At 72.3% G+C, this 13,485-nt stretch carries 13 protein-coding genes and 1 tRNA gene; 6 read left to right on the forward strand and 8 right to left on the reverse strand.

The window, feature by feature from the left end; genetic code table 11:
* Nucleotides 1–55 precede the first annotated feature (55 nt).
* Both Q9R26_RS11745 and Q9R26_RS11750 read right to left on the reverse strand, forming a co-directional pair.
* Nucleotides 56–433 (reverse strand): multidrug efflux SMR transporter, encoded by a 378-nt coding sequence (locus tag Q9R26_RS11745; protein WP_311227368.1) that lies wholly within the window; start codon nucleotides 431–433, stop codon nucleotides 56–58.
* 1 nt (nucleotide 434) lies between these two features.
* Nucleotides 435–749, reverse strand: coding sequence for a multidrug efflux SMR transporter (locus tag Q9R26_RS11750; RefSeq protein ID WP_311227369.1), 315 nt, complete (start codon nucleotides 747–749; stop codon nucleotides 435–437).
* 105 nt (nucleotides 750–854) lie between these two features.
* Here Q9R26_RS11750 and Q9R26_RS11755 point away from each other — a divergent pair, with 105 nt between their 5' ends.
* From Q9R26_RS11755 to Q9R26_RS11770, 4 genes are all read left to right on the forward strand, one after another.
* The gene (locus tag Q9R26_RS11755) at nucleotides 855–1,433 is read left to right on the forward strand and encodes a TetR/AcrR family transcriptional regulator (RefSeq protein ID WP_259362869.1); all 579 of its coding nucleotides are present in this window, start codon (nucleotides 855–857) and stop codon (nucleotides 1,431–1,433) included.
* A gap of 186 nt (nucleotides 1,434–1,619) precedes the next feature.
* Nucleotides 1,620–2,633: a permease gene (locus Q9R26_RS11760; protein ID WP_071246228.1), complete on the forward strand. Its 1,014-nt coding sequence runs from the start codon at nucleotides 1,620–1,622 to the stop codon at nucleotides 2,631–2,633.
* On the forward strand, nucleotides 2,620–3,483 hold the full coding sequence (locus Q9R26_RS11765) for a TIGR03943 family putative permease subunit (protein ID WP_311227370.1): 864 nt from the start codon (nucleotides 2,620–2,622) through the stop codon (nucleotides 3,481–3,483). The genes Q9R26_RS11760 and Q9R26_RS11765 overlap by 14 nt, the downstream gene beginning before the upstream one ends.
* Complete coding sequence (locus Q9R26_RS11770) at nucleotides 3,473–4,924, forward strand: hypothetical protein (protein ID WP_311227371.1); 1,452 nt, start codon at nucleotides 3,473–3,475, stop codon at nucleotides 4,922–4,924. Before Q9R26_RS11765 ends, Q9R26_RS11770 begins: the two co-directional genes overlap by 11 nt.
* Before the next feature lie 82 nt (nucleotides 4,925–5,006).
* On the opposite strand, the gene Q9R26_RS11775 is transcribed toward Q9R26_RS11770, so the two are convergent.
* The 4 genes from Q9R26_RS11775 to Q9R26_RS11790 form a co-directional block, all read right to left on the reverse strand.
* Entirely contained in the window at nucleotides 5,007–6,053 is a 1,047-nt protein-coding gene (locus Q9R26_RS11775; RefSeq protein WP_182066195.1) for an NAD(P)-dependent alcohol dehydrogenase, read from the reverse strand.
* A gap of 184 nt (nucleotides 6,054–6,237) precedes the next feature.
* Entirely contained in the window at nucleotides 6,238–7,284 is a 1,047-nt protein-coding gene (locus Q9R26_RS11780; RefSeq protein ID WP_311227372.1) for a glycerate kinase, read from the reverse strand.
* Between the two features lie 58 nt (nucleotides 7,285–7,342).
* A complete protein-coding gene (locus Q9R26_RS11785) occupies nucleotides 7,343–8,479 on the reverse strand; it encodes an FAD-dependent oxidoreductase (protein WP_311227373.1) in 1,137 nt (378 codons plus the stop codon).
* Between the two features lie 22 nt (nucleotides 8,480–8,501).
* Nucleotides 8,502–8,572, reverse strand: a tRNA-Gly gene (locus Q9R26_RS11790).
* A gap of 195 nt (nucleotides 8,573–8,767) precedes the next feature.
* Between Q9R26_RS11790 and Q9R26_RS11795 the strand changes: the two genes are divergently transcribed.
* Together Q9R26_RS11795 and Q9R26_RS11800 are read left to right on the forward strand one after the other, a co-directional pair.
* Nucleotides 8,768–9,877: a DUF6177 family protein gene (locus Q9R26_RS11795; protein WP_071404923.1), complete on the forward strand. Its 1,110-nt coding sequence runs from the start codon at nucleotides 8,768–8,770 to the stop codon at nucleotides 9,875–9,877.
* Between the two features lie 40 nt (nucleotides 9,878–9,917).
* Entirely contained in the window at nucleotides 9,918–10,214 is a 297-nt protein-coding gene (locus tag Q9R26_RS11800; protein WP_311227374.1) for a hypothetical protein, read from the forward strand.
* Between the two features lie 36 nt (nucleotides 10,215–10,250).
* Here the strand turns inward: Q9R26_RS11800 and Q9R26_RS11805 are convergent, their stop codons facing one another.
* Both Q9R26_RS11805 and Q9R26_RS11810 read right to left on the reverse strand, forming a co-directional pair.
* Entirely contained in the window at nucleotides 10,251–12,296 is a 2,046-nt protein-coding gene (locus tag Q9R26_RS11805; protein WP_311227375.1) for a cytochrome c oxidase assembly protein, read from the reverse strand.
* Nucleotides 12,297–12,348: 52 nt separating this feature from the next.
* Nucleotides 12,349–13,440: a GNAT family N-acetyltransferase gene (locus Q9R26_RS11810; RefSeq protein WP_311227376.1), complete on the reverse strand. Its 1,092-nt coding sequence runs from the start codon at nucleotides 13,438–13,440 to the stop codon at nucleotides 12,349–12,351.
* Between the last annotated feature and the right edge of the window lie 45 nt (nucleotides 13,441–13,485).

Below are 13,485 nucleotides of genomic sequence, written 5' to 3' on the forward strand. Positions count from 1 at the left end.
CAGTCCTGCGGACGGCGCTCCCGTCAGCCCCGCGGAAGCGACAGGTGTTCGCCGATCATCCGCGGGATGCTGTCGCTCTCGCGACATGGGCTGGGGCGGCGGGCTCCGCGGCGGGGCGGGCCGGCACGAGCTTGAGGCCGACGACGCACCCGACGATGCCGGCGATGAACAGCAGGCGCAGGACGGTGACGGGCTCCGCGCCGGTGGCCATGCCCCACAGCACCGTGAGGGCGGCGCCGGTTCCGGTCCACACCGCGTACGCCGTGCTGATCGGGATGTGCTTGAGGACGTAGCCGAACGCGACCAGGCTGATCACGATCGTGACGGCGAACACGATGGTCGGTCGGGGCTGGGTGAAACCGTCGCTCTCGCCGAGGGCGGTGGCCCAGACGGTCTCGAGCGCGGCGCTGACGAACAGGACGATCCACGCCACGTCAGCTCACCACCTTGAGGCCGATGACGCACGCCACCAGGCCGACGACCAAGGCGAGGCGTGCGAAGGACGCGGCCTCCTGCCGGCGCAGGATCGCGACGACCACGGTCAGGGACGCCCCGATGCCGACCCAGACCGCGTAGGCGGTGCCGACCGGGATGCTCTTCATCGCGAACGCCAGCCCCACCATGCTCAGGGCCATCCCGGCGACGAACACGATCGAGGGGACGACCTTCTTGAAGCCGTTCGAGGCGCTGAGGGCGGTGGCCCACACGGCCTCGAGCACGCCGCTGAGCACGAGGATTGCCCACGCCATGACGATGTCCTTTCCTGCGGAGTTGTTCGAGGTCTTTGTCGTACGACTGTGCGACAACGACCTCGACGGTAGCACGAGTTCGTACGGCTGTGCGAGTATGGCGTCGTGGCCAGGAGCATGGACGTCGACGAACGCCGCCGCACAGTGTCCGAGGCGGCGTGCCGGGTGCTCACCCGCGACGGCCTCGGAGCGCTGAGCGTGCGGAACGTCGCCGCCGAGGCGGGGCTGCCGCCGAGCACGGTCCGCTACACGTTCCCGACGCAGGCGAGCGTCCGCGAGCACACCATCGCCCTCGTGTTCGACCGGACGCGGGAGCGCATCGACGCCATCCCGGCTGACCTGACACCGACCCGACGGGCACGCCGGATCGTGCTCGAGCTATTGCCCCTCGACGAGGAACGGGTCATCGAGCTCGAGGTCTACCTGGCACTCGGCAACGCCGCGCTCACCGACGTCGCGCTCCGGCCGACGCTCGACCGGACCGTCGCGGCGATGCGGACGTGGTGCGAGGAGGTCCTCGGGTTGCTCGGTGTGCCGGCGGACGACCGGGAGTACGAGGCCTGCCGTCTGCACGCGCTCCTGGACGGGCTCGCGATGCAGGTCGTCCGACTGGCTCCGGGGGAGTCCGGCGACTGGGCGATCGACGTGCTCGACCGACACCTGGACGGCGTCACCGCCGGCTGAGCGCACTGCCCCCTCGCACCGTGCGAGGGGGGCGTACGGGTCGTGCGAGGTTCCGTACTCGGTGTGAGGCTCGCGACCCTGCACCGAGTACAGAACCTCGCACCGAACGATCCATCGGCCGTCCCCTCGCACCGTGCGAGGGGGCGCGCGCAGCCCCGGGTAGGACGCGTCACCTATCCTGTCCCGGTGACGACGACCACGCGGCCGCCGCAGCGCACCCGGAGCCTCACCGGCCCCGGCCTGGTGCTGCTCGCCGTCGTCGTCCTGCTGGGCATCCGGCTGTTCTCGCCGAGCATCGGGTCGACCGGGCTGCCGGACGTCGTGCAGGACTTCCTCACGCTGGCGATCAGCGTCGTCGTCGAGTCCCTGCCGTTCGTGGTGCTCGGCATCGTGCTGTCGATCGTCGTCGAGGTCTGGGTGCCGGTCGGCGCGCTCGAGAAGGTCCTGCCGCAGAACGCCTTCGGCCGGCGCGCCGTGATCTCCCTGATCGGCATGCTGTTCCCGGTGTGCGAGTGCGGCAACGTCCCGCTCGCCCGCGGCCTGATGATGCGCGGGTTCACGCCGGCCGAAGCCGTCACGTTCCTGGTCGCCGCCCCGATCCTCAACCCGCTCGTCATCATCAGCACCGCGCAGGCGTTCGGCTGGTCCGGGTGGATCCTGCCGGTACGCATCGTCGGCGGGTTCGTCATCGCGAACCTCGTCGGCTGGATCGTCGCCGCGCACCGCCGTCCGGCCGACCTGCTGCTCCCCGCCTTCGAGGCCCGGTGCCGTGCGGCCGTCGGAGCGCCCCGCGGCCTGCACCGCTGGCGGCAGAGCGCCGCGCAGTTCGGCGGCGAGACGGCGACGATGATGCCGGCGCTGTTCGTCGGCGCCGGCCTCGCCGCGGCGATCCAGGTCGCCGTGCCCCGTTCGACCCTGGTGGCCGTCGGCTCGAACCCCGTGCTGTCCGTCGCGGCGATGATGCTGCTGGCGATGACGGTGTCGCTCTGCTCGAACGTCGACGCCTTCTTCGCGCTGTCGTTCGCGTCGACGTTCCTGCCGGGGTCGATCACGGCCTTCCTGATCATCGGGCCGATCATCGACGTCAAGATGATCGCCCTGCTGCGCACGACGTTCCGGGTCCGCTTCCTGGTGCTGCTGTCCGTCGTGTGCGTCCTGTTCGCCGGAGCCGTCGGGTTGGTGATGAATGTCCTCGTCTGATGCACGCGGCAACGCGGCCGCCTACCTGGGTCTCGGGTCGGTGCTGGCCGCGGCCCTCTGCACGCTGTGGCTCGCGCTGGTCGGGCACCTCGACCTGTACATCAACCCGCGCTACTCGGTGTTCACGGTCGTGCTCGCCGCCGTCGGGGTGCCCGCGTCGATCGCCGGGCTGGTGGCCACGGCCCGCGGGTACGGCCACACGCACGGCGACGAAGCGGACGAACACCACGCCGACGAGCACGACGCCGACGGCGATGCCCACCGGCACGACGCCGACGCCGAAGCCCACCAGCCGCGCCCCGGGCGCGGTCGCGTCGTCCGCCTCGCCCTCGGCGGAGCCGCCGCCGTCGTCACGATCGGTGTCACCGTCGCCATGCTCGTCCTGCCCCCGACGACCCTGTCCGCCCGGACCGCCCAGCAGCGGAGTGTGGACTCCGCGACCCTGTCCAACGCGACCGGCTCGGAGTCGGCGGTGCAGCTGCTCGGCAGCGAGGGCGTCGACACGTCGGAGTACGGCGTCAAGGACTGGGCCGCGCTGATCCGGCAGACCACGGACACGACGGCCCTGGTCGGGAAGCAGGTCGAACTGACCGGCTTCGTGGTGCCGGGCGACGACGGGTCCTTCACCCTCACCCGCTTCGTGATCAGCTGCTGCGCCGTGGACGCGCAACCGGTCGGCCTCGGTGTCGTCACCGGCGACGGCGACGGGACCGTCCCCGACGAGGGGCAGTGGGTCACCGTCCGCGGAGCCCTGGCCGCCAACCCGGACCAGTCCGCCGACGCCCGCATCGTCGTCAAGGCCGCGGAGATCACCGACATCGCGCAGCCCGAGGACCCGTATGAGTTCTGAGCGTCACGGTGACCAGCGCCCCGGGGACCAGCTCCGCGGAGGTCAGCTCCGCGAGCGCCGCCCCGTCGCACACCGCTTCCACCGCCGGTACGTCGCTGTCGTGGTCGTCCTCGCCGTGGTTGCCGCGCTCGCCGCGGTCGTCGGCTCGCAGCAAGGTCCGCGGCTCCGGGACGTGTCCTACGACGCGACCGGGCTCGTCACCAGGCCGGCCCAGCGGGTCATCCTGACGGCGAACCAGGCGCTGCAGAAGGTCGACGCCGCCGACGTCCGGGTCAGCCCGGCCGCGGCGCACACCGTGACCTCGAGCGGCAACACGATCGCGGTCGAGTTCGCCGGGCCCCTGGCGTACGACCGCGAGTACACCGTGACGGTCGCGGGCGTGCGGGCACCCGGGCAGCGCGCCACGTCCGACCTGACGGCGGCGATCCGCACCGGCAGCACCGACGTGCTCGCACTCGTCCCGGGGCAGGCCGGGGCGAAGGACCGCATCGTCCGGCGATCCCTCGACGCCGGCGGCGCCACGACGGTCTACGAGGGCACGGCGATCTCGGAGTACGCCCGGCTCGGCCGATCCCTGGTGGTCGTGAGCGGCACGGACGCCAGCTCGTCCGTCGACATCGTGGCGCTGAGCGGCGGCGTGCAGGACGCCGACGCCCCCGTCGAACACCTCACCCTGCCGACCGCCGAGGGCCGCGTCACCGCGCTCCACGTCGCCGACGACGGTGCCTCGTTCGGGTTCGAGTACGCCGACACCTCGACCGGGCAGTCCCGGAACACCGGCCTGTACGCGGTCGACATGACGGGCACCCACATGCCCACGGCGATCGCGGCGAACGGCAAGCCGAAGACCGGTGCCGTGCCGATGACGGTCGGGCAGTGGGCCTACGTACCGCGCACCGAGAGCGCGCTGGTCCGGACGGGCAGCGACGACCTGGTGCTCGTCGACATGAGCGGGCGGGCCGACCCGGTCCGGCTCGGCAGCGCCACCTACCTGCACGGCTTCGTCGGCACCGGCACCACGGCCGTCGTCGAGACGGGCACCGGCATCGAGCGGCTGGACCTGACCGACGGGTCGAAGTCGGCGCTGCAGGCGCCCGCCGCGAGCACCGATGCGGCCGTCCTCGGCCGCATCGCCCAGCTGTCCGACGACACGTACCTGCGGGTGCTGGGGGACGTGCGGTCGGACGGCACCATCGCTGCACGGATCGTGCGCGTGGACGGGGGACGGGCCTCCCGGCTGCCGGTGACGATCCCGGACGACGCGAGCGTCACCGCGGTCTGCCCGTCCCCGAACAGCCAGTTCGTCGCGGTCGCGACGAAGTCGGCGGCCGGCGAGCTCGTGAGCATCGTCGACGCGGCCTCCGGTGCGCTCGAGGCGAGCATCGACGCGGGCTCCGTCGACTGGTGCGGCGCGCTGCCGTCCGGTGACGAGGTCGGCTGACGGTCCGACGGACAGGCAGGCAGAACGACGGGAGGCCCGGTACCAGCTGGTACCGGGCCTCCCGTCTCGCAAGTGGTGACGACTACGCCAGCGTGGCCGCGTCGATCACGAAGCGGTAGCGCACGTCCGAGGACAGCACGCGCTCGTAGGCCTCGTTGATCTGGTCGGCGCTGATGAGCTCGGTCTCCGGCAGGATCCCGTGCTCGGCGCAGAAGTCGAGCATCTCCTGGGTCTCCTGGATGCCGCCGATGGCGGAGCCAGCCCAGCTGAGCCGACGCGGGATGAGCGCGAAGGCCGGGACCTCGAGCGGCTCGGACGGAGCGCCCACGTTGACGAGCGTGCCGTCGACCTTGAGCAGGCCGAGGTAGGCGCCCATCGGGATCTTCGCCGAGACGGTGTTGATGATGAGCTCGAAGGAGTTCGCGAGCTTCTCGAACGTCTCCGGGTCCTTCGTCGCGTAGTGGGCCTTCGCGCCGTAGCGGAGCGAGTCCTCCTGCTTCGAGGTGGTCTGCGACAGGACGGTGACCTCGGCGCCGAGCGCGACGGCGATCTTGACGGCCATGTGGCCGAGCCCGCCCATGCCGACGACGGCGACCTTGGTGCCCGGGCCGGCGTTCCAGTGGTGCAGCGGCGAGTAGGTGGTGATGCCGGCGCAGAGCAGCGGCGCGACCTTCTCGATGTCGAGCGACTCGGGGACCCGGAGGACGAAGTCCTCGTTCACCACGACGGCCTGCGAGTAGCCGCCCTGGGTGATCGAGCCGTCGGCCGGGTCGACGCCCGCGTAGGTCTGGATGTTGCCCTTGAGGCAGTACTGCTCCTGGCCGGCGACGCAGTTCTCGCACTCGCCGCAGGAGTTCACCATGCAGCCGACGCCGACGCGGTCGCCGACCTGGTGCTTGGTGACGTTCTCACCGACGGCGGAGACGTGTCCGACTATCTCGTGGCCGACGACCTGCGGGTACTGGATGGGGCCCCACTCGCCGCGGACGGTGTGGATGTCCGAGTGGCAGATGCCGGCGTAGGCGATGTCGATCTCGACGTCGTTCGGGCCGACGTCACGACGGGTGATGGTGGTCTTGACGAGCGGCTCGGTCGCTGACGGTGCCGCGTACGCGTTGACGGTGCGCAATGATCTCCTCGTGGGGTGGTTCGTCGCGGGCCGGTTCCGGCCCGGAACCAGTCTGCGCGCAGGCGAGGCCGGGTGGGAGGTACAACCAGGACACCCCTGTGCCCGCGGACGGGCGCGTCGCGGCGGCTGCCCGGCGCGTCGACGCGGCACTGCGCCGCCGCGTTGCTCGCGTCGTCCTGTTCGCTCAGACGAGCCGGGCCAACCGCTGGCCCGCGATCGTCGCGAAGCGCAGCGGGTCGGCGAGGGCGTCGTCGGGCTCGCCGGTGGTCTGCGTCGCGAGCACGGTGAGCGATGCGGCGGCTGCGTAGTCGTCGAGCGGGGCCTCGATCGCGCCGGCGACGAGCATCGAACGGGCGCCGGGAGCGTGCGCCGCGGTCAGGTCGCGGACCACCGAGGGCACCTTGCCGACGGCGCTCTGCCCGTCGAAGCACCCTTCGCCGCTGATCACCACATCGGCTCCGTCGAGCAGTGCCGGGAGCCCGAGGACCTCGGCGACGGCCGCGGCCCCGCCGGCGAGCGTGGCGCCCCACACCAGCAGACCGAACCCGACACCGCCGGCGGCTCCGGCGCCCGGGGTGTCCGGGTCGACGTCGGGGAAACGCGCGGCCCAGGTGGCGAGCCGGTCGTCGACGGACGCCACCCGGTCGGGCGTGATGCCCTTCTGCGGGCCGAAGACAGCGGCGGCACCGGTCGGACCGAGCAGTGGAGAGGTCACGTCGGTGAGCACGGTGACGCCGAGCGGGGGGAGTTCCCGGAGGCCGTCGGTGCCGGCTCCGTCACTGTCGAGTCCGAGCGCTTCGAGCACCGGACGCCCGCCGTCGGTGGACGCGCTGCCTCCGACGCCGAGCACGAGCTCCGTGGCACCGGCGTCGAGCGCGGCGGCGATCGCCTCGCCGAACCCGCGGCTCGTCGCCGTGTCCGGCATCGGTGCGTCGAGCAGGGGGAGGCCGCTCGTCGCCGCGAGCTCCACGACCGCGCGGCCGTCGGGCAGCCGCAGCCAGTGGGTGTCGACCGGCGTGCCGCCCGGTCCGGTGACGGTGACGGGGACCCGGACGGCTCCGGGGACGGCGGTCGCGAAGGCGTCGAGCGTGCCCTCGCCGCCGTCGGCCATCGGGACGAGAACCACGTCGTCGTCGGGCCGCTCGGTCAGCCAGCCGTCGCGGACCGCCGCAGCGATCGACGCCGCCGTCGCGGTGCCCTTGAACGAGTCCGGAGCCACGATGATGCGCACGGCTCCCACCGTAGCGGCCCGTCGCGAGACGCCGTCGTGCGGTGGACCCGTCGGTGCGTCAGGTCGCGGGCACCGGCTCCGGCAGGGCGAAGCGCGGGTGCGGCACGCCACCCGTCGCGAGGTCCGCGAGCATCTCGCCGAGCAGCGGCGCGAACTTGAAGCCGTGCCCGGAGAACCCCGTCGCCACGGTCAGCGGCCCGACCCGGTCGATGACGAAGTCCTCGTCGGGGGAGTTGTCGTACAGGCAGCTGATGAACTCAGGCTTCGTCGCGTCGACCCCCGGCACGTACCGCGCGACGTACGCCTGCAGTCGCTCGGCCTCGGCCGGCACGGGCACGAAGTCCCGGTGGTCCGGGTCGACGACGGGCCCGGTGCCGTGGAACCCGACCTTCACGCCCTCACCCGGCGTCAGCAGCCCGTACACGTCGTCGCCGTCGGCCCAGTGCACGAAGCTCGGCCAGGCCGCGTCCGGCAGGTGGCTGGGGAAGTGGGCCGGCTGCTCCTGGGTGACGCGGATGGCCGGGAGGCCCGCCCCGCGTCCGGCGAGCAGCTCGCCGACCAGCGTGGGCGCCCACGAGCCCACCGCGGCCACCACGGACGCGGTACGGACCGCGCTGCCGTCGGACAGCGTCACGGTGACGTCGTCACCGTGGTCCTCGAGCCCGGTGACCCGGGTCTCGAAGCGCAGGTCCGCGAGTCCGGTCGCTTCGGCCAACGTGAGGAACACCTCGATCGTCCGGTCGGAGCGGATGCGACCGGCCGACGGGTGGGTCAGCACGTGCCCCTCGAACGCGATGCCGGGCCAGCGCGCCGCCGCCTGGTCCGGCGAGAGCGACTCGTGGGAGATCCCCGCGCCGGTGAGGGCGGCGGCGATCGCGTCGACGACCTCGGGTCGACCGTGGTCGACGGCACCCGTACGGACGATGAGTTCCTCGCCGGCGGCAGCCTCGAGTGCTCCCCACAGTTCGAGCGCCCGCGTGGTCAGCGCGACGTACTCCGGGTCGGCGTAGCCCTGCCGGAAGATCCGGGTCGCACCGTGCGAGGAACCGAGGTGATGGCCGCGCGCGTGCTGTTCCACGAGCAGGACGCGCTCGCCGCGGGCGGTGAGCGCGTACGCGGTCGCGGCACCGACGACCCCGCCACCGATGACGACCACGGGTGCCACGTGTTCGGGGGAACCGGGAGAGGAGGACATGCGGCGAGCGTACGTCCGACGGAGCGAGTGACGGGAATCGAACCCGCGCTACCAGCTTGGGAAGCTGGAGTTCTACCATTGAACTACACTCGCGCGCCCCGCAGAACGGGACTCGGCAAGCCTAGCGGATTCTCGCCTGGAAGCCAGCCGACCGCGCACCGTACGCCGTCTCGCGGCCGCGTGTCGCGCCTCCCGAGTCTCCGCTGTGAGGGTGCGAGCCTGACGGACAGGTGTCGTCCCCGTGTGTACCGTCCAGGGAGTTCCAGCCCCGAACCGAGGAGGACCCGGATGGTCAGGCATCCCCTCATCGACGACGTGGTCGGCTCGGCGATCGTGGTCGAGTCCGCCTCGCCCGTCGTGTGGCTGACCGACGCGCTCGCCTCGCTGCTCCGTCGGTCGGCGGACGCCGGACGGACGGTCGTGCTCCGCACCGGCCGGGCCGCAGCGATCACCCCGGCACTCCGGCACGCGCTCGGCGCGTACGGCGCCGCGTGGGCGGTGTCGGACTTCGACGGCACACTGCGTGACGGCCGGACCGGCGTCGCCGCATCGGACATCGAGGACTTCGTGCACCGCGGCCCCGAACTCGTGGGCACGCCGTCACCCGAGCACCCGGTCTCGGCCGACTCGGTGCGACAGATCAGCATCGACCTGACCCTCCGCCACCACCCCGGCCGTGCCGTCGACATGGGCTCCGCGATCGAGGCGCTGTGCCACACCGTGGGCACCTGCCCGACCCGGTGGGGCACCGCCGAACCGCTCACCGTGCCGTGGGACCGCTGGGTCGTCACGCAGTACGCGAAGCACGAGGCGCCCGGCATCTCCACCTCGTACGCCGTCGGCGAGGGGTTCTCCGCGACGATGACCGCGCACCTGGTCGGCGGGGTCGTCGTCGAGACGATGTCCGCCGTGCTCACCGTGCCCGAGGAGAACACCGACCCGGGCCTGGCCAACCGCATGTTCGACGCCGTGCAGCGGGTCGCCGACCAGGTCGTCCCCGTGTTCGGCGTGGTCATGCAGCGCCGCGGCGACGCGGACCACCTGGTGCGGGCCGTCTCGCACGGCGAACCGTCACCGCTCGCCGTCGTCGTGGGCCCCGAGGCCGCCGGCTTCCTGGACCGCGACGGCGTCTGGCCGCCACCGCGCACCACGACAGCGACCTTCGCAGCCGGCTCCGGATCGGCCGCCCGTCCGGACGCCGACGCCGCTGACGACGGCGGCATGATCGTCCGCTTCGAGGACGGCTGGGAGGCGCTCGAGTCGTTCCTGGACCGCATCGACGAGGACCGCTTCCTGCAGCTGGTCGGTGGCGCACCGCTCGACCCCGCGCACGACGAGGGCACGCTCGACGGGCACGTCCGCGACGACCGGATGGTGGGCGGTCAGGGTGCCGCGTGACGTCACCATCCTCTGCCGCCAGCCGGTGGAGACGCGCGAGGTGGCGGAGGCGCTCCTGCTGCACGACGAGACCTGGGGTGTCCGGGCGCTCGACGACGGCCCGATGATGCAGGTCTGCCGGGACGCCACCCACCCGGTGATCACCGTGCTCGGCGTGCGCCGGGTGGACTCCTCCGACGAGGTCGAGCGGATCCTGCCGGACGCCCCGACCCTGGCGACCCCGCTGTGGTGGGTCGACACCGTGACGCCAGCCGGCCCCGACGGGGAATCGGGGATCTCGGCCGCGCTCGAGGCCGCGATGGACCTCGACGCGGTCTGCATCGTCCACGGGGACTGACCCGGGTCGTGCCAGCCGTGCGGCCGGTGCCGCGCGTCAGTCCCGCTTGCTCATCGCCGCCAGACGCTCGTTGTAGGCCTTGAGGTCGGCGTCACCGTCGCGGTCGGCCTTGCGGTCCAGGCGCTTCGCGTCGCGCTTGTCCGAGCGCATCCAGTTCCGGACGACGAGCAGGGCCACGAACACCATCGGGAGCTCCGATGCACCCCAGGCGATGCCGCCGCCGGTGTGCTGGTCGTCGAGCAGCGCGGCGTCGTTCGTCTGCCCCAGTGCGTGGAACCAGTCGATCGCGAACACCGACTGCGACGTCATGACAGCGACCCCGAAGAACGCGTGGAACGCCAGGGTGGCAAGCAGCGTGATGATGAGCATCGGGTACGGCGGTCGCTGCGGGCCCGGGTCGACGCCGACGAAGACCCAGAAGAACAGGTAGCCGCTCAGGACGAAGTGGATGATCATCGCGACGTGCCACTCGTGCGACTGCATCGCGGCCTGGTACGCCGGCGTGAAGTAGAACACCACGAGGGACCCGGCGAAGATGATCCCCGCGACGGCGGGCTTGCCGAGGAACTGCATCCAGCGGGAGTGCACGAAGAGCATGAGCCACTCGCGGGCGCCGCGTGAGCCGTCGTTCCGGACCGGCAGGGTGCGGAGCGCGAGGAGCACCGGGCCGCCGAGCACGAGCGGCAGCGGGACGAACATCATCAGCAGCATGTGCTGGAGCATGTGCGACGAGAAGTGGATCATGCCGTAGACCGCGGGGCCGGCCGACGTCGTCCAGATGAACAGGGCGCAGCCGAGCAGCCAGGCGATGGTGCGACCGACGGGCCAGGCGTCGCCGCGCTTCCGGAGCTTGCGCACCGCCAGCAGGTACCAGACGGCCCCGACGACGGCCAGGCCGAGCCACACCCAGTCGATGTGCCACTGGGTCAGGTAGGTCTGCGTGGTCTGCGCCGGCGGGAACGGGAACCCGATCAGGCCGGAGCGGGTGTCCTCGCCCGTCGCCGGGGTCTGCGGGATCGGCGGCTGCGAACGGGACACGGCGACCGAGACACCGATGGCCACGGCCATGAACACGATCTCGGCCAGGGCGAACCGGGTGAACAGGCGGCGGTCGAGCGGAGCGCGGAGGAGCCCTGGCACGAGCTTCCGGCGCTGCACGATCCCCGCGACGCCGAGCAGCACGAGGATGAGCGCCTTGACGGTGATGAGCCAGCCGTACGAGGTCGTGACCAGGTCGAGCGGGCCGGTCAGTCGGAGCGACGCGTTGACGATGCCGGAGAACGCGACGGCTCCGAACGACCAGCCGGCGAGCGTCGAGTACCGGGCGATCACGCGTCCGGTCGCGCCCCTGGTGCGGGTGCGGAGCAGGACCACGGCGACCAGGCCGCCGGCCCACACGCACACCCCGACCAGGTGGATGGCGAGCGAGTTCACCGCGTTCGCGTGCTCGAGCGACCCGGCGGCGTGCCCGGACAGCGCCAGGGGGAGCAGGGCGAACAGGCCGATCACGGTGGCGAACGCCAGGGTCGTCACCCGGGTGGCGAAGGCGGCGACCACCGTGGCGACCAGGATCGCGGCAGCCGACACCACGAGCGCCTGGCCGATCTCGACCTGGAACGCGAAGAGCATGAAGTTGCGGGCGAACACCGGGCTGGTGAGCGGGACACCGAGGGTGTTCGCGCCGGTCAGGACGATGCTCACCGCGGCGGCCAGGAACCAGACGGCGCCGGTCGCAGCAGCCCACCGGGTCGCACGGTGCTGCACGCTCGACAGGGCGCCGTGGTCCTTCTTCTGCGCGGGGAGCGCGAACGCGGCGACGATGAGGAGCCCGATGGTCAGCGCCGCCATCGTGTCGTGCACGACGCGGGCGATCGGCAGGCCGTACTCGACGACCTCGCCGGCGGACACCAGCTGCTGACTCGCGCTGAAGGCCCCGGTGACGGTCAGCCCGAGGATCGAGCACGCGACGGCCAGCGGGATCGCGATGACGAGGACCGTCGCGACGGTGGACGAGCGCCCGGTGGTGGGGGCGGCGTCCGGCGCTGACCCGGTGGGCTGGGTTTCGGGTGACGTGACGGTCATGACCGTCCAATGGTAGGCGTGTCGGCTGGACGGCGGCCCCTCGGATGCGCCCTCAGACCCGCCGTTCCCAGATGCCCTCGCAGCCGACGCCGACGAACCCGACGGCCTCGTTCACGTCGAGCATGTGGCGGTTCTCCTCCGCGTTGAACGTGATGACCGAGGGGCGCCCCGGGAACCGCCGCTCGAGTTCCTGGATCCCGACGACCTTGAGCAGCCAGCCGAGCCGGTGGCCGCGGTGCTCCCGGAGCACCAGGGTGTCCCACTGCTGTGCCGGCCGTGCCGGGTCGTCCGGCACGGACAGCTGCGTGAAACCGGCCAGGGTGGTCGTCGGCAGGTGCTCGACGGCCACGGTGAGCAGGGTGCGCGGTGCCCGGGCGAGCTCGTCCTCGTGCTCCCGGAGCCGTTCGGCGGTCCAGACGTCCTCGGGCTCCTCCATGTCCCCGGCGGGCGCGTCGGTGCTCATCCGGGTCTCGAGCAGGGCGATGCCGTCGAGCCACTGCTCCGGTGTGCGACCCGTCCAGGCGTGCACGCGGTACTCCGGGCCGGCGGCAGCGGACGCCCGCTCGTGCAGTCCGCGCACCAGGGATGCATCGGCGGGCAGCGGGAGCCGGCTGATCCGGTTGACCTGGCCGAAGTGCCAGCCGCGGGCGGTCAGGAACCGCACCCCGGCCTCGTCCTCCGGCACGGCGCCGAACCCCGTCGGTGCCTGCACGTACCCGGGCCCCGACGCGGGACCGACCTGCCGCGAGACCGCGTAGGTCTTCCACTGCGTGCGGCCGTCAGCACGGGCCATCGCCTCCAGGTGGTCGGCGAGCAGCGTGCCGACGCCGCGGCGCTGGTGCTCGGGCACGACGCCGACCGACAGCCAGCAGTTGGTGGTGCCGGGCTCCTGCTTCGTGTCGTACGAGCCGGCACCGACCACGGTGCCGCGGTCATCGCGCGCGACGACGAGTCGGCTCGGCGCTCCCGGCTCGCGGCACAGCGGCAGGTACTCCTCCGGGGTCCAGGCCAACTCGTGCAGCCCGTGCACGGCTGCTCCGGCCCCGTCGGACACCGCGAGCCACTCGGCGAAGGTCGCGACGGTGGACGGGTCGTCGTCCATCGAGGTGGGCACCGTGATCTCGTCGACGGTGTACGTGGTCATCACTGCTCCGAACGCCGCCCGCCCGGGTGGTGGGCAGCCTGGCAG

This window comes from Curtobacterium sp. BRB10 (assembly GCF_031844325.1).
GTDB lineage: Bacteria > Actinomycetota > Actinomycetes > Actinomycetales > Microbacteriaceae > Curtobacterium > Curtobacterium poinsettiae_A.